At 59.9% G+C, this 19,560-nt stretch carries 15 protein-coding genes; 11 read left to right on the top strand and 4 right to left on the bottom strand.

Going from position 1 to position 19,560, the window contains the following annotated elements; genetic code table 11:
- Positions 1-39: 39 nt before the first annotated feature.
- Complete coding sequence (gene plsY, locus HQN82_RS04570; protein WP_004441376.1) at positions 40-657, top strand: glycerol-3-phosphate 1-O-acyltransferase PlsY; 618 nt, start codon at positions 40-42, stop codon at positions 655-657.
- A gap of 20 nt (positions 658-677) precedes the next feature.
- A complete protein-coding gene (dprA, locus tag HQN82_RS04565) occupies positions 678-1,820 on the top strand; it encodes a DNA-processing protein DprA (RefSeq protein WP_112765750.1) in 1,143 nt (380 codons plus the stop codon).
- Here dprA and HQN82_RS04560 read toward each other — a convergent pair.
- Positions 1,773-2,006 (bottom strand): hypothetical protein, encoded by a 234-nt coding sequence (locus tag HQN82_RS04560; RefSeq protein ID WP_004441372.1) that lies wholly within the window; start codon positions 2,004-2,006, stop codon positions 1,773-1,775. The two genes, dprA and HQN82_RS04560, sit on opposite strands and share 48 nt — an antisense overlap.
- A 260-nt stretch (positions 2,007-2,266) precedes the next feature.
- Between HQN82_RS04560 and topA the strand changes: the two genes are divergently transcribed.
- The 6 genes from topA to rpmG all read left to right on the top strand — a co-directional run bounded on the left by topA (position 2,267) and on the right by rpmG (position 9,916).
- Positions 2,267-4,951: a type I DNA topoisomerase gene (topA, locus tag HQN82_RS04555; RefSeq protein ID WP_034495748.1), complete on the top strand. Its 2,685-nt coding sequence runs from the start codon at positions 2,267-2,269 to the stop codon at positions 4,949-4,951.
- On the top strand, positions 4,948-7,302 hold the full coding sequence (gene rnr / locus HQN82_RS04550) for a ribonuclease R (protein WP_034495749.1): 2,355 nt from the start codon (positions 4,948-4,950) through the stop codon (positions 7,300-7,302). The genes topA and rnr overlap by 4 nt, the downstream gene beginning before the upstream one ends.
- A gap of 42 nt (positions 7,303-7,344) precedes the next feature.
- On the top strand, positions 7,345-7,788 hold the full coding sequence (locus HQN82_RS04545; RefSeq protein ID WP_004441365.1) for a DUF983 domain-containing protein: 444 nt from the start codon (positions 7,345-7,347) through the stop codon (positions 7,786-7,788).
- A gap of 18 nt (positions 7,789-7,806) precedes the next feature.
- Entirely contained in the window at positions 7,807-8,475 is a 669-nt protein-coding gene (locus tag HQN82_RS04540; RefSeq protein WP_112765748.1) for an NUDIX hydrolase, read from the top strand.
- 17 nt (positions 8,476-8,492) lie between these two features.
- Positions 8,493-9,659: an MFS transporter gene (locus HQN82_RS04535; protein ID WP_006698003.1), complete on the top strand. Its 1,167-nt coding sequence runs from the start codon at positions 8,493-8,495 to the stop codon at positions 9,657-9,659.
- Between the two features lie 89 nt (positions 9,660-9,748).
- On the top strand, positions 9,749-9,916 hold the full coding sequence (rpmG, locus tag HQN82_RS04530) for a 50S ribosomal protein L33 (RefSeq protein WP_003496403.1): 168 nt from the start codon (positions 9,749-9,751) through the stop codon (positions 9,914-9,916).
- 888 nt (positions 9,917-10,804) lie between these two features.
- Here the strand turns inward: rpmG and HQN82_RS04525 are convergent.
- Together HQN82_RS04525 and HQN82_RS04520 are read right to left on the bottom strand one after the other, a co-directional pair.
- The gene (locus HQN82_RS04525) at positions 10,805-12,175 is read right to left on the bottom strand and encodes a PleD family two-component system response regulator (RefSeq protein WP_004441356.1); all 1,371 of its coding nucleotides are present in this window, start codon (positions 12,173-12,175) and stop codon (positions 10,805-10,807) included.
- An 18-nt stretch (positions 12,176-12,193) separates the two neighbouring features.
- Positions 12,194-12,565, bottom strand: coding sequence for a response regulator (locus tag HQN82_RS04520; protein WP_003521498.1), 372 nt, complete (start codon positions 12,563-12,565; stop codon positions 12,194-12,196).
- Between the two features lie 131 nt (positions 12,566-12,696).
- Between HQN82_RS04520 and HQN82_RS04515 the strand changes: the two genes are divergently transcribed.
- The 3 genes from HQN82_RS04515 to HQN82_RS04505 all read left to right on the top strand — a co-directional run bounded on the left by HQN82_RS04515 (position 12,697) and on the right by HQN82_RS04505 (position 15,763).
- Positions 12,697-13,005 carry a DUF3572 domain-containing protein gene (locus tag HQN82_RS04515; protein ID WP_173614587.1) on the top strand — a complete coding sequence of 103 codons (309 nt, stop codon included), beginning with the start codon at positions 12,697-12,699 and terminating at the stop codon, positions 13,003-13,005.
- 69 nt (positions 13,006-13,074) lie between these two features.
- A complete protein-coding gene (locus tag HQN82_RS04510) occupies positions 13,075-14,358 on the top strand; it encodes a DNA polymerase IV (protein ID WP_173614586.1) in 1,284 nt (427 codons plus the stop codon).
- Positions 14,359-14,524: 166 nt separating this feature from the next.
- A complete protein-coding gene (locus tag HQN82_RS04505; RefSeq protein ID WP_173614585.1) occupies positions 14,525-15,763 on the top strand; it encodes a L,D-transpeptidase family protein in 1,239 nt (412 codons plus the stop codon).
- 23 nt (positions 15,764-15,786) lie between these two features.
- Here HQN82_RS04505 and dnaE read toward each other — a convergent pair whose 3' ends face one another.
- A complete protein-coding gene (gene dnaE, locus HQN82_RS04500) occupies positions 15,787-19,287 on the bottom strand; it encodes a DNA polymerase III subunit alpha (RefSeq protein ID WP_004441347.1) in 3,501 nt (1,166 codons plus the stop codon).
- Positions 19,288-19,560 lie beyond the last annotated feature (273 nt).

Genomic DNA, 19,560 nt, shown 5'->3' with positions numbered 1-19,560 from the left:
CAACAGATCACGCGGCAGGCGGGACAGAGGGGACATTGAATGAGTGCTTTGACTGACTGGCAGACCGCGCCTGCCCTTCTCGCGCTTTCGGCGCTGATCGGCTATCTGTTGGGCTCCATTCCCTTCGGCCTCCTCCTGACCCGCATGGCCGGGCTGGGCGACGTGCGCAAGATCGGCTCCGGCAATATCGGCGCGACCAACGTGCTGCGCACCGGCAACAAGAAGCTCGCCGCCGCGACCCTGTTGCTGGACGCACTCAAGGGCACGGCGGCAGTTCTGGTCGCCAATGCGCTCTGGGGTTATGAGGCCTCCCTCGTAGCCGGTTTCTTCGCCTTTCTAGGCCATCTCTTTCCAGTCTGGCTGGGCTTCAAGGGCGGCAAGGGCGTGGCAACCTACATCGGGGTGCTGCTGGGCGCCGCTCCGCTGATGATGCTGGCCTTCGCGCTGATCTGGCTCGCGACCGCCTTCATCACCCGCTATTCGTCGCTCTCTGCGCTCGTGGCAATGCTGGTCATCCCCGTTGCCCTCTGGGTCCTCGGACCAGAAAAAACAGCGCTGCTCGTGACGCTGCTCAGCGTGATTTCCTGGTGGAAACATCGCGAGAACATTGCCCGGCTGCTGGCGGGCACCGAAAGCAGGATCGGTCAAAAGGGCTGAGGCCGTCTCGGGGATATGCCATGCCGCATGAGGAAACGACACGGCAGGGCATAGAGCTTTCCGCGCGGCAGCGGGTGGCGTGGCTACGGTTGATCCGCAGCGATAATATCGGTCCCGTCACCTTTCGCGAACTTATCAATCATTTCGGCAGCGCTGAAAAAGCGCTGAATGCGCTGCCCGAACTGTCGCGCCGTGGCGGTTCGTCGCGCAGTCCGCGCATCACCACACAGGCAGAGGCGGAACGGGAGCTTGAGGCGGCCGAGAATTTCGGCGCGCGTTTCGTCGGCATCGGCGAACCGGATTATCCGCCGGCTCTGCGGCATGTGGATGGCGCGCCGCCGCTGATCGCCATGAAAGGATCGGCGGATGCGGCGACGAGAGCCTGCGTCGGCATCGTCGGTTCGCGCAACGCTTCGATCAACGGCGCAAAATTCGCCGCCATGCTTGCGCGCGACTGTGGCCGCGCCGGTTATACGATCGCCTCGGGGCTGGCGCGCGGCATCGATGCGGCGGCCCACAGGGCGAGCCTTTCAACGGGCACCGTGGCAATGCTGGCAGGCGGTCTCGACCGGCCCTACCCGCAGGAAAATTTCGGACTTTTGCAGGAGATATACGATCAGGGCGGCGCGACGATCAGCGAAATGCCTTTCGGCTGGGAGCCGCGCGCCCGGGATTTCCCGCGGCGCAACCGGTTGATCGCGGGCGTGTCACTCGGCGTCGTCATCGTCGAGGCGGCGGAGCGTTCGGGCTCGCTGATCACAGCGCGGCTTGCCGGTGAAGCGGGACGACTGGTGTTCGCCGTGCCCGGCTCGCCGCTCGACTTGCGCTGCGAAGGCACGAACCGGCTGATCAAGGAAGGTGCCATGCTGACTACGGGAGCGGCCGATATTCTTGATGCACTGCGACCATTGATGGAGCCGCAATTGCCCAATGACCGGAAGATCGAGGAACCGCAGCAGGACGCGGAAATGTCACCACCGGGAGACGACGAGCGCAGCATCATCGCCGCTGCTCTCGGTCCCTCGCCTGTGGAGATCGACGACATCATCAGACACACGGGTTTCTCCGCCGCCACCGTTCATCTGGTGCTGCTGGAGCTCGATATTGCCGGGCGTCTAAACCGGCATGCCGGGGGGCGCGTGTCGCTCTTCATCGCGGATTGAGAGTTTGCGCCTTCCGCTCTGGATATCGCCGACTTCGACATAGGCCATCTCGATGAGATAGCACAGCATATCGGCACCTTCCCGGTGGGCCACCTGCCGCAGCTCCGCCAGCATCTGGCGGATGTAAGCCAAGTTCTCCCGGGTCCCCTCATTATCGGCATTATTGTTTGTTGCGTTCGGGACCATATATTTATCCTGGGAATGCCGGACTGAAACGAAGAGCGTCAAGTAGATTCAAATGATGTTGCCCATCATAACCAATTTACCAAAGATTGCAATACAACGATAGATTATCCATAGGTTGCAGTCGTCTCAAAGCGAGAAAATCGGGCTTGCCTCTTGACCAGCGGGCATTACCTGTCCATGTCGAATTATAAAGAAGGCCAATTGCGGCAATAGGCTGCAACCGGGGCCACGTTAACGGACCAGTTCCAGAGAAGAACAATATGAATGTCGTCGTCGTAGAATCTCCTGCCAAAGCCAAGACGATCAACAAGTATCTTGGCTCGGGCTATAAGGTTCTTGCATCCTTTGGCCACGTCAGGGACCTTCCTGCCAAGGACGGATCGGTGTTGCCTGACCAGGATTTCGAAATGTCCTGGGAAGTTGACAGCGCCTCCGCCAAGCGCATGAAGGATATTGCCGATGCGGTAAAATCCTCCGACGGCCTCTTTCTGGCAACCGACCCGGATCGCGAAGGGGAAGCCATTTCCTGGCACGTTCTCGATCTTTTGAAGAAGAAGCGGGTTCTCGGCGACAAGCCGGTGAAGCGCGTCGTCTTCAACGCCATCACCAAGAAAGCGGTGCTGGACGCGATGGCTAACCCGCGCGACATCGATGTGCCGCTGGTGGACGCCTATCTCGCCCGCCGAGCGCTCGACTATCTCGTCGGCTTCAACCTCTCTCCGGTTCTGTGGCGCAAGCTGCCGGGTGCGCGTTCGGCCGGCCGGGTGCAGTCCGTGGCGCTGCGTCTCGTCTGCGATCGCGAATCCGAAATCGAGCGTTTCGTTTCCGAAGAATACTGGAACATCAGCGCACTTTTGAAGACACCGCGCGGTGACGAGTTCGAGGCCAGGCTGGTTTCGGCCGATGGCAAGCGATTGCAGAACCGCGCCATCAAGACCGGCGACGATGCGAACCGGCTGAAAGCGCTGCTCGAAGGCGCGACTTATGTGGTGGATAGCGTTGAGGCGAAACCCGTCAAACGCAATCCCAGCCCTCCCTTTACGACCTCGACGCTGCAGCAGGCGGCCTCTTCGCGGATGGGCTTCGGCGCCTCGCGCACCATGCAGGTGGCGCAGAAGCTTTACGAAGGCATCGATATCGGCGGCGAGACCGTCGGTCTGATCACCTATATGCGTACCGACGGCGTGCAGATGGCCCCGGAAGCGATCGATGCTGCGCGTAAGGCTATTGGCGAGCAGTTCGGTGGCCGTTACGTGCCGGAAAAAGCGCGTTTCTACTCTACCAAGGCCAAAAATGCGCAGGAAGCGCACGAGGCGATCCGCCCGACCGATTTCAACCGCACACCGGATCAGGTGAAGCGTTACCTCGATGCCGACCAGCTGCGCCTTTACGAGCTGATCTGGAAACGCGGTATTGCGAGCCAGATGGCGTCAGCCGAAATCGAACGCACAACGGTTGAAATTCTCGCCAGCAACGGCGGCGAGAAGGCTGGCCTGCGCGCCGTTGGCTCCGTCATCCGCTTCGACGGCTTTATCGCCGCTTATACCGACCAGAAGGAAGATGGCGAGCAGAGCGACGATGGTGACGACGAAGGCCGTCTGCCGCCGATCAATGAGCGCGAGAACCTCGCCAAGCAGAAGATCAATGCCAGCCAGCACTTCACCGAGCCGCCGCCGCGTTATTCGGAAGCGTCGCTGATCAAGAAGATGGAAGAACTCGGCATCGGCCGTCCTTCCACCTATGCGGCGACGCTGAAGACGCTGAGCGACCGCGAATATATCGTCATCGACAAGCGCAAGCTGGTGCCGCATTCGCGTGGCCGGCTGGTGACGGCTTTCCTCGAAAGCTTCTTCACCAAATACGTCGAGTATGATTTCACCGCCGCCCTTGAAGAAAAGCTCGACCGCATTTCCGCCGGCGAACTGGACTGGAAGCAGGTTCTTCGCGATTTCTGGAAGGATTTCTTCGCGCAGATCGAAGATACCAAGGAACTGCGCGTCACCAACGTGCTGGATGCGCTGAACGAGGTTCTGGCGCCGCTGGTGTTCCCGAAGCGCGAGGATGGTTCCGATCCGCGCATCTGTCAGGTTTGCGGCACCGGCAATCTGTCGCTGAAGCTCGGCAAATACGGTGCCTTTGTGGGTTGCTCGAACTACCCTGAGTGCAACTATACCCGCCAGCTGACCTCCGATGGCGCGGAAGCCGAAGCCGCTGCTCTCAACGAGCCGAAGGCGCTGGGCGCTGATCCCATGACCGGCGAGGAGCTGACGCTTCGCTCCGGCCGTTTCGGGCCCTATATCCAGCGCGGTGACGGCAAGGAAGCCAAGCGCTCCTCGCTGCCGAAGGGCTGGAAGCCTGAGGATATCGATCACGAAAAGGCGTTGGCGCTCATCAACCTGCCGCGCGATATAGGCAAGCATCCGGAAACCGGCAAGATGATCTCGGCTGGTCTCGGCCGTTACGGACCTTTCCTGCTGCATGATGGTTCCTATGCGAACCTGGAGAGTATCGAGGACGTGTTCTCGATCGGCCTCAACCGCGCCGTGACCGTGATTGCCGAAAAGCAGAGCAAGGGTCCGGGACGCGGCCGCAGCGGCACGCCCGCTGCTCTCAAGGAGTTGGGCGACCACCCTGATGGCGGCCCGATCACCGTTCGTGACGGGCGCTACGGCGCCTATGTGAACTGGGGCAAGGTCAACGCCACCATTCCCAAGGGGCAGGATCCGGCATCCGTGACGCTGGACGAGGCGCTCGTGTTGATCGCCGAGCGCATTGCCAAGACCGGCACCGGCGGCAAGCCCGCCAAGGCCAAGAAAACAACCGCCAAGAAGGCCGATGGTGACGCCGCTGCAAAGCCGAAGGCGACCAAGGCCAAGGCAGCGACAAAGAGCAAGACGGCCGCCAAGCCGAAGGCAGCGGCCAAACCCAAGAAGGCAGCAGAGTGAGCAAAGCGCCGCGTCAGAGACAGGGTTCCGCCAGCGACGGTTTCGGACGCACCGGGCGCGGCAAGCGGGTGAGCGAAGGTGAAGGCATCATCCACGGCGAGGTGCCTTCGCGCGAAGTGCTGCTGAAATTCATCGCAGATCATCCGCAACAGGCTTCCAAACGCGAAATTGCCAAGGCTTTCGGGCTGAAGGGTGAGAACCGCGTTGTCCTCAAGGCGCTGCTGAAGGAACTTGAAGTCGACGGCATGGTGCACAAGAGCCGCAAGTCGCTTACGCGACCGGGCGGCCTGCCGCCCGTGACGGTTCTCGACATCACGACCCGCGACAAGGACGGCGAGCTGATCGGCCGCCCGGCGGAATGGCCTGAGGATTTGGGCGCAGCGCCGGCCGTGCTGATCCGCCAGTCCTCGCAGGACCGTGGCAAGAAGGCCCCGGCCGCCGGTCTCGGCGACCGTATTCTCGCGAAAATCTTCCCCTCGAAGGAAAGCACCGGTCCCGCCTACACTGCCCGCGTCGTCAAGCTGATCGACCGCCGCCAGAATGCACTGCTCGGCGTGTTCAAGGAGACGCCCGGCGGCGGCGGACGGCTGATGCCAATCGATCGCCGCGGCGAGGAAATGGTCATCGATCCTGATGGCGTCGGCGATGCCAAGGATGGCGATCTGATCGAGGTCGAAACCTCGCGCAACAGCGGTCGTTACGGCCTGACGCGTGCCAAGGTTCTCTCGGTCATCGGCTCCGTCGCCTCGGAAAAGGCGATCTCCATGATCGCAATCCACGCCCACGGCATCCCGCATATATTCCCGCAGAATGTTCTTGCCGAAGCGGATGCGGCCAAGGCAGCGACGATGTCCCACCGCGAGGACTGGCGCGACCTGCCGCTCATCACGATCGATCCGGCCGACGCCAAGGATCACGACGATGCGGTCTATGCCGAACCGGACACATCGCCCGACAATCCCGATGGTGTCATCGTCACCGTCGCCATTGCCGATGTCTCCTGGTATGTTCGGTCGGGTTCGCCGCTGGACCGCGAGGCGCTGAAACGCGGCAACTCCGTTTATTTCCCGGATCGCGTCGTACCGATGCTGCCGGAGCGTATTTCCAACGATCTCTGCTCGCTGAAGGAAGGGGTCGACCGCCCTGCCCTTGCGGTGCGGATGACCTTCTCGAAGGAAGGCCGCAAGGCCGGCCATACCTTCCATCGGATCATGATGAAGAGCGCCGCCAAGCTCTCCTACCAGCAGGCACAGGCTGCGATCGACGGCAAGCCCGACGACAAGACCGGACCGCTGCTGGAGCCGATCCTCAAGCCCCTGTGGCACGCCTATGAGGTGATGAAGCGAGGCCGCGACCGGCGCCAGCCGCTGGAACTCGACATGCCCGAGCGGAAGATCAAGCTTCGCCCTGACGGCACGGTCGACTCGGTGGTCATTCCCGAACGTCTCGATGCGCATAAGCTGATCGAAGAAATGATGATCCAGGCAAATGTCGCCGCCGCCGAGACGCTGGAAAAAAAGAAACAGCCGCTGGTTTACCGTGTCCACGATGCGCCCACGCTTTCCAAGCAGGAGGTGCTGCGCGAATTTCTCGGCACGATCGGCATTACCATGGCCAAGGGTGCGGCCATGCGCGCCAATTCCTTCAACGGCATTCTGGCACGCGCTCTCGACACGCCGCACCAGATCATGGTCAACGAGATGGTGCTGCGCAGCCAGAGCCAGGCTATTTACAGCCCCGAAAATATCGGCCATTTCGGCCTGAACCTCATGAAATATGCCCATTTCACCTCGCCGATCCGCCGGTATGCCGACCTCATCGTGCATCGCGCGCTGGTGGGTTCTCTGGGGCTAGGCGAAGGCGGCATCACGCCACAGGAAGAAGCGACACTCGACGACATCGCCGCTGAAATCTCGACCTTCGAGCGCCGCGCCATGGCGGCCGAGCGCGACACCGTCAACCGCCTGATCGCCCATCATCTTTCCGAGCGGGTCGGCGAGGAATTCGAGGGCCGGGTCGGCGGTGTCACCAAGGCGGGACTATTTGTCGCGCTTCCGCAGTTTGGCGCTGATGGTTTCGTTCCTATATCTACACTCGGAACGGATTATTTCCTGTATGACGAAGCCCATCAGGCTCTCACGGGGGAAAAGACCGGTCTTGGTTATCAGCTTGGCGACACGGTGCAGGTAAGGCTCGCGGAAGCGGTGCCGCTGGCGGGTGCGCTCAGATTCGATATGCTGAGTCCCGGGCGGAAGATGCCGGTGGGCGTGCGCTCGTTCCACAAGGCCGGACGGCGGACAGTACGGGCTGCCGCCAAGCCCGGAACACGGCCGCCGAGAAGGCGACGATAACAAAGCCGCCTCAGCGGTTGAACGGACGGGAAGGACTTAAGGATGAGTGCACATCAGGGCTCGGAGACAGTTACCTTCGGAGACGACAGCGCCGAGCGGCCGCTTGGCCGGTCCATCATGCGCGGCATGGCCAATCGCTGCCCGGCCTGTGGCAGCGGCCGCCTCTTCCGCGCCTGGCTGAAGCCGGTGGACGCCTGCGCGGCCTGCGGCGAGGAAATGCACCATCATCGATCGGACGACCTGCCACCCTACATCTCCATCGTCATCATCGGCCACATCGCGGTCGGCGGCTTCATGATGACGGACATGGTTCTAAACATTCCCATGTGGGCTCATTTCGCCATCTGGGTACCAATCACAATTCTGGCCGCGCTTCTGACGCTGCAGCCCATCAAGGGCGGCGTCATCGGTCTGCAATGGGCGCTGCGCATGCATGGCTTCGACGGGAAAAAACCGCAGATACAGATAGACGGCTCCTCGCACTGACGCGCGCGGGTCTTGTACATGTCCCGGCATTCCACCAAGGCGGAAGCGGCAAGCGCCCCATTGCGGCCGCGCGATGCCGCCTCCCTCATTCTGTTCGACCGATCCGGCCCGACGACACGGGTGCTGATGGGTCAGCGCAGCAGCGCCCACGTCTTCATGCCCGGCACTTATGTCTTTCCAGGCGGCAAACGCGACCCGCGCGACCATGCGCTGCCCTTTTCCGGCGATCTGCATCCCGCTGTCCTTGACAGCCTGACGGCGTCGGCTTCGCGGCGCCTGAGCGTCGCCGGGGCAAGGGCGCTGGCGCTTGCCGCCGCGCGCGAACTTGTGGAGGAAACCGGGGTCGAGCTTGGGCCGGCCACTGAAGGTCCGGACCTCTCCTGTTTTCGCTATGTGGCGCGCGCCATCACACCGCCCGGCAATGTCAGGCGTTACGACACGCGATTCTTTTGCTGTTACGCCGACGAATTGCGGCTGGATATCCGGCTAACCCGGGATTCCGAAGAGCTTCACAACGTGCAATGGCTTGACATGACAGACCTTTCCGGTCTGAACATGCCGAAAATCACGCGTACGGTTCTCGAAGATGTCACAAATTTCATGATAGGTGATCCCTCACTGCCCTATGAAAGCCCCGCGCGGCTTTATGTCACGCGCCACGGCCGGTTCATTCGAGACTTTGTATAAAGGCCGTCATGTCACAAATGAAATGCGAAGAAGCGGATGCCATTCACTGGCCCTCACTGATCGCCGCCATTTCCGCCATCAGTGCGGTCGGCGTCGCCATCGGCCTTGGCCTGCCGCTCCTGTCGATCATCCTTGAGAAACGCGGCATCTCCTCCACCATGATCGGGGTGAACTCGGCCATGGCCGGCGTCGCGGCCATGATGGCGGCCCCGGTGACCACCAAGATCGCCCATGATTTTGGCGTGGCCCGCACCATGTTGTTTGCGGTTTTCATCTCCGCGCTGAGCGCGCTCGGCTTTTATTTCGCCGATGCTTTCTGGATGTGGTTTCCGCTGCGAATCGTCTTCCATGGCGCAACCACCACGCTCTTCATCCTCTCCGAATACTGGATCAACATGACGGCGCCGCCGAAGAAGCGCGGTATGGTTCTCGGCATCTACGCCACCGGCCTCGCGGTCGGTTTTGCCGTTGGTCCGCTTCTGTTTTCGGCGGTTGGCAGCGAAGGCATCCTGCCTTTCCTCGTCGGGGCGGCAATCATATTGCTCGCGGCAATTCCCATCTTCATGGCGCGTGGTGAGAGCCCGGAACTGGACGAGCGGCCCAACCACCATTTCGTCCGTTATGTCTGGCTTGTGCCGATGGCATCAGCCGCCGCTTTCGTCTTCGGCTCGGTACAGGCAGGCGGCCTTTCGCTGTTTCCGATCTATGCCACCAGGGAAGGCTTCAACGAATCGCAGGCGGCCCTTCTCCTTACCGTGATGGGCATTGGCAACATGGTGTTCCAGATACCGATCGGTCTGCTTTCGGACAGGATGAAGGACCGGCGGACGATGCTGGGCCTGATGGCCCTTGCCGGCGTCTGCGGCACGCTGGCCCTGCCGTTCCTGGTGGAAAGCTGGATCCTGGTGGCGGCACTACTGCTGTTCTGGGGCGGCCTCGTTTCCGGCATGTATACGGTCGGCCTCACGCATCTCGGGTCGCGTCTGAAGGGTGCCGACCTGGTGGCCGCAAATGCCGCCTTCATCTTCTGTTACGCCATTGGTACGATCGCGGGGCCGCAGGCCGTGGGCATTTCCATGGACGTCGCCGGAACCGACGGCTTCGCCTGGTCGCTGGCGGTATTTTTCGGGCTCTACGTGGTCCTTTATGCCGTCCGTTTTGTTTTCCGGGCAAAACAGGCTTGACTTTTCAGGCGCGATACGTAGTTTCGCGCCAGATTTAGCCGAGGTGAGAAGCGCCTGCGGCTTCTCTTTTGTTTAAAGGCAGGACGACCATGGCGAAAGCTACAACAATCAAGATCAAGCTGCTGTCGACAGCCGACACCGGTACCTTCTACGTCACCACCAAGAACAGCCGTACGTTCACGGACAAGATGACGAAGACGAAGTACGACCCGGTTGTACGCAAGCACGTCGAATTCAAGGAAACCAAGATCAAGTAATTTCTTGATCGGTGTTCCGGCAAAAGCGCGCCCCCACGGGCGCGTTTTTTGTTTATGCGGATACAGGCCATTCGCTCAGCAGAACGCCCTGTCGACACGGCTTCACGCCTGGCCGGCTGCCCCACCTGATTTTCTCCGCCGCGCCGGCGACAACATATGTTGCAGGTTTGATACCCCTGCCCCCCGTCAGCGGCCACAGGCCGTCCGATTGCCCGGCGGGGCAACGGAAAACGCGACGGCTACCCCGACGATGCGGAACGTGATTGTAAGAGAAAGCGACGGCGTGTCGACTTCACGGCGTTGGGAATGCCGCCGATCTTTTCAAAGCGAGCGATGCTCCAACGCATCAAGCAGGGAATAAGGCGGCCGGCCAACGATGCGTTACGGCACGAGGAACCGAATCGAACATCGTCAGCCGACCGACCCCACGATTCAGGAGATGCGGCGGACCTGAGCATCATGGGGCATTCAAACTACGCAAAACCAGCCCCTGACAAGCGAAACCGCAGCGGCACACGCCGCTCTCATTCCATCATCAAAAGACGGAAGAACCGCCGGAAGAACTGTTACTCTCAATAAGGAGTGTGCGCAGAAGTAAAATAAAAATCAACAAATTCTTAAGCCAGCGACAAGTCACCTGAAAAACATGGTTAAATATACAACGCTGGCACACTATAGTTTTTCACGAGATTGAATTCAATATATTTTTCAACTTGAAATCTAGTTGCCTCGCGCGATTTCGCCTTTTCATTGCATGAAGTTAAAATACAGGCGAAGTCAGGGACTTGGCTTCTAAAGACCGGACTTTCCTCTGCCGTTTTCTTGAGACGTCCGAAATTATTTTGGACGGCGGTGCAATTCTCCCGCACCGCTACTTCGTAAAGCCGTTCAGGCGGCCGCCGATACGACGCGGTTTCGGCCGGCGTGTTTAGCCTCGTAAAGCGCCCTGTCAGCCTGCCTCAGCAGTTCGTCCGGCGTTCCAAAGGCGCCGCTGCCGGATGCTATGCCGAGCGATGCCGTGATGCTCAGTTCACGATCGATGGAACGGACGTAGAAAGGCTTGTCTTCCACGATCGTCCGCAGGCGTTCGGCAACGCTCGCAGCAAGCTCTATCGGCGTGTCCGGCATGACGACGACAAATTCCTCGCCGCCGTAGCGGCAGGCGAGATCGGCGCCGCGGACCGTGCTGCGGATGCGTGCCGCAAATTCCCGCAGGACTTCGTCACCCACATCATGACCATAGGTATCATTGACCAGCTTGAAGCGGTCTATATCGGTCATGCAGATGGAGATCGGGCGGCCGCGGACAGCGGCGCGGTCGAAGAGTATCTTGAGATGATTGTCGAGATAACGACGATTGTTGAGGCCGGTCAGGCCGTCAACAATGGCGAGCTCCATGGTGTGCTGGAGATTGAGCCGCAGATGTTCATTGTAGCGTTTGCGCCTGATCTGCGTCAGCGATCGCGCAACGAGTTCGTTGGGATCGATCGGACGAAGGATGTAATCGTTGACGCCGAGATCCAGCGCGCGCGCCACCATGTCGTCGGCCCCCTGCTCCGCCACGAGGAGCAACGGAAGGAAACGGGTCCGCTCCAGCGAGCGAAGCTGCGAGCACAGTCTCAGCGGATCGTAATCTTCGAAATTCGAATTGACGATGACAAGCTCGAAGGGATTGCCTGTCGCCTTGAGCAGGGCCGCCTGCGGCTCCGTGACGGCATCCACCTCTGCCACCGGCTTCAGCGCCCGAACGATGCGCTCCTGCGAGCTGGCGCGGCCATCCGCAACCAGAATCCGGCCCGGCGTCTGCATCAGCCCATCGCTGCGCAGCATCTCTTCGATGCCAATCTGACGGGCCGCTTCAGCGCGCACGCGCAATTCGTCGCTAACGGCCTTCAGGCGCACCAGGCTTTTGACGCGGGCGATCAACTGCAGGTCATTGACCGGCTTGGTCAGGAAATCATCGGCTCCAGCCTTCAGACCCCGCACGCGATCCGAGGGCTGATCCAGCGCCGTGACCATCACAACGGGGATATGCGCCGTATCCGGATTGGCTTTCAGCCTTTCGCAGACTTCGAAACCATCCATGCCCGGCATCATGATATCGAGGAGGATGATATCGACCTGCTCTTTATCGCAGATGGCAAGCGCCTTGAAGCCATCCTCGGCGGTAACGACATCGAAATACTCCGCCACCAGCCGGGCCTCGAGAAGCTTCACATTGGCCGGAATATCGTCAACAACCAGAACTCTCGCCGTCATAACCGTTCCCCAGTCGCCTCACGCATCGCCCAGATAAGTCTTGATGACTTCAATGAACTTCGGGACGGAAATCGGCTTCGACACATAGGCCTCGCATCCCCCCTGGCGAATGCGCTCCTCGTCTCCCTTCATGGCGAAAGCGGTGACCGCGATGACCGGAATGACATGCAACTCGTCATCTTCCTTCAGCCACTTCGTCACCTCCAGCCCCGAAACCTCCGGCAGCTGGATATCCATGAGGATCAGATCCGGCCGGTGCTTGCGGGCGAGATCGAGCGCTTCCATGCCGTTGCGTGTCTGGATCGTCGTATAACCAGACGCCTCGATCAGGTCGCGAAAGAGCTTCATGTTCAGCTCGTTGTCTTCGACTATCATGACCTGCTTGGGCATGGTGAGCAGTCCCCGTTTCGCTTTGAAACCTTCACCCAGACATATAAGTTGGCTGAGAACCGATTCCATCGTCCATTTGTTGCGCAAGGCTAGAGGGATTTGGTTTCAAAATAGGTAACTTCAGGTGAGAAATGCTGCGCGATACAAAAAACAAAGGCAATCCCAGCCAGGATCCGCAAGAAACGGCGGCCGCCATACTTGGCTGGCTGGCAAACGAGCCGGAAATGCTGGGACGCTTTCTGGCGTTGAGCGGATTACAGGCCAATATGCTGCGCCAGGCCGTCAACGATCCAGGTTTTCTGGCGGGACTCACCGATTTCCTGATGAGCCACGAACCCGATCTCATGGCGTTCTGCGCCGCAACTGACACGTCGCCCGAAACGGTGGCTGCGGCCTGGCACCACTTTTCCGGACCCGGGCTGGATTCGGGTGTGTATTAAGGGAAGAGCCCTTGAGCCGTTGTTACAACCGGAGTATGGTCGGCGACGTTCTGGTTTTGTTTTCGGCCCATGTCCACGTCGCATCCTTATGATCCCGGTTTTTGCCGCGACTGTCTGGTCGGCCAGCCAGAGGGGCTGAGACGTTGCCGTGCCTGCGGGAGCCCGCGGCTTGTCTATCACGCCGAACTCTACGGTCTGAGCATCGCCCATATCGATTGCGATGCCTTTTATGCCTCCGTTGAAAAGCGGGATAATCCGGAACTGGCCGATAAACCTGTCATCATTGGCGGCGGCAAGCGCGGGGTGGTTTCCACGGCCTGTTATATTGCCCGTATTCAGGGCGTGCGCTCCGCCATGCCCATGTTCAAGGCGCTTGAAGCCTGTCCCGACGCCGTGGTCATCAAACCTGACATGGAGAAATACAGTCGTGTCGGGCGCGAAATCAGGGCGATGATGCAGGAGTTGACGCCGCTGGTGCAGCCGCTTTCCATAGACGAGGCGTTTCTCGATCTTTCAGGCACCGAGAAGTTGCATCACGATCCACCGGCGCGCGTGCTGGCGAAATTTGTCCGGCGCGTGGAAAAGGAAGTGGGGGTGACGGTTTCAGCCGGGCTTTCCTACTGTAAATTTCTCGCCAAGGTCGCGTCCGACCTGCAAAAGCCCCGCGGCTTTTCCGTGATTGGCGAAGCGGAAGCGCTGTCGTTTCTTGCGGCGCGGCCGGTCACGACCATCTGGGGCGTGGGCAAGGCCTTCGCGGCGACGCTGGAGGCCGACGGCATCCGCATGATCGCACAGCTGCAGGAGATGCAGGAAAGCGAGCTGATGCGCCGTTATGGCGTGATGGGCGAACGGCTCTTCCGGCTGTCGCGCGGCATTGACGAGCGGCATGTGCACAATAACGACCCTGCCAAAAGCGTCTCCTCCGAAACCACCTTCTTCAACGATATTTCCCGCCATGAGGACCTTGTGCCGATCCTGCGGTCGCTCTCGGAAAAAGTCGCTTGGAGGCTCAAGAAAAATGGCATTGCCGGCCATACGGTTGTCTTGAAAATGAAGACGGCCGACTTCAGGATTCGCACCCGCAATCGCAAGCTGGACGACCCCACGCAGCTAGCCGACCGAATTTTCCGCACCGGCCTCTCATTGCTCGAAAAGGAAACCGACGGCACGAGATTTCGCCTCCTCGGCATCGGTGTCAGCGATCTACGCGATGCCGGCCTTGCCGATCCTCCCGATCTCGTCGACAGACAGGCGGGGCGCCGGGCCGCGGCGGAAGCGGCAATGGACAAGCTGCGCGACAAGTTCGGCAAGGGCAGCGTCGAGACCGGCTATACGTTTGGCTCGCGGAAATAACCGAACCCGTTAAGCCCTTCGGCCGACATATCGGCGCATCGATCTCCCGAACTATTTATTTTAGATTTTACACAAATTAGTGATAGCGAGGCAGCGCCGCCCTTAAACTTCATTAAACTTGGCGTGGTTGAGTGAGGGAAGTTTTGTGCATGTGGTGTATTGCGTCATGTCCCTTCGCCTCCGTCTTATGGCCGGCATGCTGTCGGCCAGCATTCTCGCCTTTCCGGCGCTCGCCGCTGACAGCAGGTCCCTGCAGATACTTGTATCGAAAAGTGACCAGTCGCTCGCGCTTTATGAAAATGGTGAAATCATCGCCACCTCCAAAGTCTCGACCGGCAAGGCCGGGCATGAGACACCGAGCGGCATATTCTCCATTCTAGAGAAGCGGAAATACCACGAGTCGAATATCTATTCGGCCGCCCCCATGCCGTTCATGCAGCGACTGACCTGGTCCGGCATCGCGCTGCACGAAGGCAAGGTGCCGAACTATCCGGCTTCCCACGGCTGTGTGCGCCTGCCTTCCAAATTCGCGAAGTCACTCTTCGGTGATACGCGTACAGGGGTGCATGTCATCATCACCGACCGCCCGGTCTCGCTGCGCTTTGTGCAACATCCGGCGCTGTTTTCGCCGCGTGAAGACGCAGATGACGGCAAGCTGCTTCTGTCGGATGTAGAGTTGCGGCCCGCGAGCTTCGATGCGGCTCTGGGCGCGGTCGAAGTCGCCGTCAATGAAAAAACCCAGGCGATCAAATCGACGGCGAAGGCGAGAGAGCCTTCACCGCTGCGCATTCTCATCACAAGGCGTGGCGAGCGGGAAAGGGTAATGGATATTCAGACCGTGCTCACCCGTCTCGGCTTCGATGCCGGTTCGGCCGACGGTTATGCCGGGGAGATGACGATCAGCGCCATCAACGGTTTCAAGCGGTGGAAGGGGTTGAAAACGTCAGGGCCCCTTCTGACCGAAGCTTTCGTGGCGGCGCTTTATGCCTCCGCCGGTGAGGACCACCCACCAACCGGGCAGATCATGGTGCGGCAGGACTTCAAGCCGCTTTTTGAGGCCGCCATCGACATCAAGGACCCGGAAGTCGCGCTCGGAACCCATTTTTTCGAGGCGGTGTCAGTGGAACGCGCTGCCGGAACCGCCGAATGGAACGGCGTAACGCTCGACAATCATCTGCCAGCCGCTGCCCGCAAGCGGCTCGGCATCACCGTTACCGACGCGCCCGGCGGTTTCGACCAGTTGAGTGCCGTGCTCAGCCGTCTCGACATTCCGCAGGACATACGCGCCCGGATTGAGCAGGAACTCTCAAGCGGAAGCTCCATCACCGTTTCCGACCTCAGTCACCAGATGGAGACAGGAACGGGAACGGACTTCATCACCGTGACGAAGGAAGGGCCGGTCTGAGCGAGGCGCGAAGGCGCTGCGCCTCACACCAGTTCCACATCAACGACACCGGGGGCCGACCGAAGAGCAGCGGCTATTTCAGGCGAGATACGGTATTTCTCCGTCAGTTCGACCTCGATCTCGCGGCTACCCTCATCCTTGATAACGATGAAATAGACCGAGCCGTCACCCCTGGTGTTGAGGTGGCGGGCAACCGTTTTCAGCGGGCCGGAATCACGCACATAAACACGCAGTGCCTTCTGCATCTGCACGGATTTTTCTTCCAGCGACTGCGCCGTCTGGATGCGCAAACCGATACCTTCAGGGCGCTCTTCCGCCTGCACCGTGATCACCAACGACTTGCCGACCTCAAGCAGGTCGCGGTACTGGCCGAGGCCTTCGGAAAACAACACCGCCTCATATTGCCCTGAAGCATCCGAGAAGGTGACGATACCCATCTTGTTGCCGGTGCGCGTCTTTCGCTCCTGTTTGCCGGTAACGGTGCCGGCAAGACGCCCGGCAGTCGCCCCCTGTTTCACAGCAGCGGAAAAATCGGCGAAATTCTGCACGCGCAATTTTTCCAGTACGGGGCGATAGGTATCCAGCGGGTGGGCCGTGAGGTAGAAACCGAGAACCTGATATTCGCGCAGCAGCTTTTCCGAGGCAAGCCAGGGCTGGAAGGCAGGAAGCACCAGCTTTTCCGGGCCGTTGCCGCCGCCCGAGCCGAACATGTCCGACTGGCCGATGGTGCGGTTGTTCTGCGCCATCTGGGCATAACCGATGATACGGTCCAGCCCGCCGATCAGCTCTGCGCGGTCGCGGCCGAAACAATCGAAAGCACCGGCATTGATAAGACTCTCGAGCACACGACGGTTGATCTGCTTGGGGTCGATGCGCAGGCAGAAATCCTCGAGGCTCGTGAACGGCTTGTCGCCGCGGATCGCGACGATATGTTCGACCGCTCCTTCGCCAACACCCTTGATGGCAGCCAACGAATAATAAATGCGGTTCTCGCCCGTTTCGAACTGGCGGAACGAGGTCTGGACGGACGGTGCGACGATTTCGATGCCGAGACGACCGGCGTCCTGACGGAAATCGTTGAGCTTTTCCGTATTGGCCATATCGAGCGTCATGGAGGCCGCCAGGAACTCCACCGGATAATGCGCCTTCATATAGGCCGTCTGGTAGGAGACGATGGCATAGGCCGCGGCGTGGCTCTTGTTGAAGCCGTAATTGGCAAATTTTGCGAGGAGATCGAAGATGGTGTCGGCCTGCGGTTTCGAGACACCATTCTTGATGGCGCCATCAACGAAGCGCTCGCGCTGCTTGTCCATTTCCTCCTTGATCTTCTTACCCATGGCGCGACGCAGAAGATCGGCTTCGCCAAGCGAATAACCCGACAGAACCTGGGCGATCTGCATCACCTGTTCCTGATAAACGATAACGCCCTGTGTTTCCTTCAGCAGATGGTCGATGGTCGGGTGGATCGATTCCAGCTCTTCTTCGCCATGTTTGCGGGCGTTATAAACGGGGATGTTCTCCATCGGGCCGGGACGATATAGCGCCACCAGAGCGATAATGTCCTCAATGCAGTCCGGCCGCATGCCGATGAGCGCCTTGCGCATGCCGGCACTTTCCACCTGGAACACGCCGATGGTTTCACCGCGCGACAGCATCTCATACGTCTTGGCGTCATCGAGCGGGATGGCGGCGAGATCGACCTTGATGCCGCGCTTGGCGACAAAATCGACAGCCACCTTCAGCACCGTCAGCGTTTTCAGGCCAAGAAAGTCGAATTTGACGAGGCCGGCGCTTTCAACCCACTTCATGTTGAACTGGGTGACCGGCATATCGGACCGCGGATCGCGATACATCGGCACCAGCTTCGACAGCGGGCGGTCGCCGATGACGATACCGGCAGCATGGGTTGAGGCGTGGCGATAAAGCCCCTCGATCTTCTGGGCGATATCCAGCAGGCGCGCGACAACAGGCTCCCTGTCCGCTTCTTCCTGCAGGCGCGGCTCCTCCTCGATCGCCTTCGAAAGCGGCGTCGGGTTGGCCGGGTTGTTGGGCACCAGCTTGCAGATCTTGTCCACCTGCCCGTAGGGCATTTCCAGCACGCGGCCGACGTCGCGCAGGGCCGCGCGCGCCTGGAGCGAACCGAAGGTGATGATCTGCGCAACCTGCTCGCGGCCGTATTTGGCCTGAACGTAGCGGATCACTTCTTCACGACGATCCTGGCAGAAATCGATGTCGAAGTCGGGCATCGACACGCGTTCAGGATTAAGGAAGCGTTCGAACAGCAGTGAGAAACGCAGCGGATCGACATCGGTAATCGTCAGCGCGTAAGCGACGAGCGAACCCGCGCCCGAACCACGGCCCGGTCCGACCGGGATATCGTGCTGCTTGGCCCATTTGATGAAGTCGGCAACGATCAGGAAATAACCGGGGAACTTCATGCGCGAGATGACGCCGAGCTCGAAATCGAGCCGCTCGCGATAATCCTGTTCCGTATAACCTGGCGCCATACCGAGCGCGGCAAGGCGCTGATCCAGCCCCTCCACCGCCTGACGTCGAAGCTCTTCCGCTTCGGCGCGTTCCGCCGCCTCAGGATCATCGCTGGCGCCGGTGAAACGTGGCAGGATAGGCCCGCGCTTCTTCAGCACATAAGAGCAGCGCAACGCAATCTCGACGGTATTGTCCAGCGCCTCCGGCAGGTCTGCAAACAACGCCGTCATTTCTTCTCGACTTTTGAGGTAATGGTCGGGCGTCAGGCGAAAGCGGCTGTCGTCCGAAACAATGGCATTATGCGCCACCGCCATCAGCGCGTCATGCGCTTCGTAGTCGGCCTTTGACGGGAAGAACGCCTCGTTTGTGGCAACCAGCGGAATATCATGGTCATAAGCGAGGCCGATCATACGCCGCTCATGCGAACGGTCATACCCGGACTGACGCTGCAATTCGATATAAAGCCGGTCACCGAAGAGTGACTTCAGTGTCAGCAGCCGTTCCTTCGCCTGGGCGGCATGACCTTCCCTCAAGGCCATATCCACCGGGCCGCCGGAAGCGCCGGTCAGCGCGATCAAGCCCGCATTTGAGTCCTCTTCCAGCCATGCGCGGGTAATGTGCACGGAATGGCCACTGCCCTCGCCCTCAAGATAGGCACGGCTCACAAGATCCACCAGCCGCTCATACCCTTCGGCATCGGCGGCGAGAAGAACGATAGCGGGAAGTTTCTGAAGGTGGCTGTTGTGGTTGCGGCGATCCTCCGCCGCATCCTGCATGTCGATCGACAGCTGGCAGCCGATGATGGGCTGCAAACCCTCATCCCGCGCCTTTTCGGAAAACTCCAGCGCAACGAAAAGGTTGTTGGTATCTGTAATGGCAATGGCCGGCTGGCCGTCTGAAACGGCCTTGGACATGATTTTCTTGAGGGGCAGAGCCCCTTCAAGCAGGGAGTAAGCGGAATGAACCCGAAGATGAACGAAACCCGGGGTGTTCAGGTTTTCGTCAGAGGTTTCTGCCCGCACAACCGTATCGCCCATATCATCATCCTGTCATTCTGAATCACGGGGGCGATTTTCCGATTTCCGGCGCTTGATGTCCACCGCTTTGCGATGTCCATACAGGCTTCTGCGCCGGTATCTTCTTCACAGCGCGGTGAGGATTACCGAAAAGCTGGCAACGAAGACAGCAATGGAGGTAAAAGCGGCAACGTCACGGATGAAATCAGTCATTGGTCTCTCCTTACTCGTTATGTTCCAATTTTGTTCTCATTTCGTTCGATTGTCAACAGGGTTCTGCTGATGTTCTCCTTG

This window comes from Agrobacterium pusense, from assembly GCF_013285525.1.
GTDB lineage: Bacteria > Pseudomonadota > Alphaproteobacteria > Rhizobiales > Rhizobiaceae > Agrobacterium > Agrobacterium pusense.
This window is presented reverse-complemented; position numbering and strand designations above follow the sequence as displayed.

Bases quoted from the DNA above. Each gene is read 5' to 3' on its own strand.
- HQN82_RS04510 (WP_173614586.1), top strand. From the start codon at position 13,075: ATGTCCACGTCGCATCCTTATGATCCCGGTTTTTGCCGCGACTGTCTG.
- HQN82_RS04545 (WP_004441365.1), top strand. From the start codon at position 7,345: ATGAGTGCACATCAGGGCTCGGAGACAGTTACCTTCGGAGACGACAGC.
- HQN82_RS04535 (WP_006698003.1), top strand. From the start codon at position 8,493: ATGAAATGCGAAGAAGCGGATGCCATTCACTGGCCCTCACTGATCGCC.
- HQN82_RS04505 (WP_173614585.1), top strand. From the start codon at position 14,525: ATGTCCCTTCGCCTCCGTCTTATGGCCGGCATGCTGTCGGCCAGCATT.
- dprA (WP_112765750.1), top strand. From the start codon at position 678: ATGCCGCATGAGGAAACGACACGGCAGGGCATAGAGCTTTCCGCGCGG.
- plsY (WP_004441376.1), top strand. From the start codon at position 40: ATGAGTGCTTTGACTGACTGGCAGACCGCGCCTGCCCTTCTCGCGCTT.
- HQN82_RS04540 (WP_112765748.1), top strand. From the start codon at position 7,807: ATGTCCCGGCATTCCACCAAGGCGGAAGCGGCAAGCGCCCCATTGCGG.
- rpmG (WP_003496403.1), top strand. From the start codon at position 9,749: ATGGCGAAAGCTACAACAATCAAGATCAAGCTGCTGTCGACAGCCGAC.
- HQN82_RS04560 (WP_004441372.1), bottom strand. From the start codon at position 2,006: ATGGTCCCGAACGCAACAAACAATAATGCCGATAATGAGGGGACCCGG.
- dnaE (WP_004441347.1), bottom strand. From the start codon at position 19,287: ATGGGCGATACGGTTGTGCGGGCAGAAACCTCTGACGAAAACCTGAAC.
- HQN82_RS04520 (WP_003521498.1), bottom strand. From the start codon at position 12,565: ATGCCCAAGCAGGTCATGATAGTCGAAGACAACGAGCTGAACATGAAG.
- HQN82_RS04515 (WP_173614587.1), top strand. From the start codon at position 12,697: ATGCTGCGCGATACAAAAAACAAAGGCAATCCCAGCCAGGATCCGCAA.
- topA (WP_034495748.1), top strand. From the start codon at position 2,267: ATGAATGTCGTCGTCGTAGAATCTCCTGCCAAAGCCAAGACGATCAAC.
- HQN82_RS04525 (WP_004441356.1), bottom strand. From the start codon at position 12,175: ATGACGGCGAGAGTTCTGGTTGTTGACGATATTCCGGCCAATGTGAAG.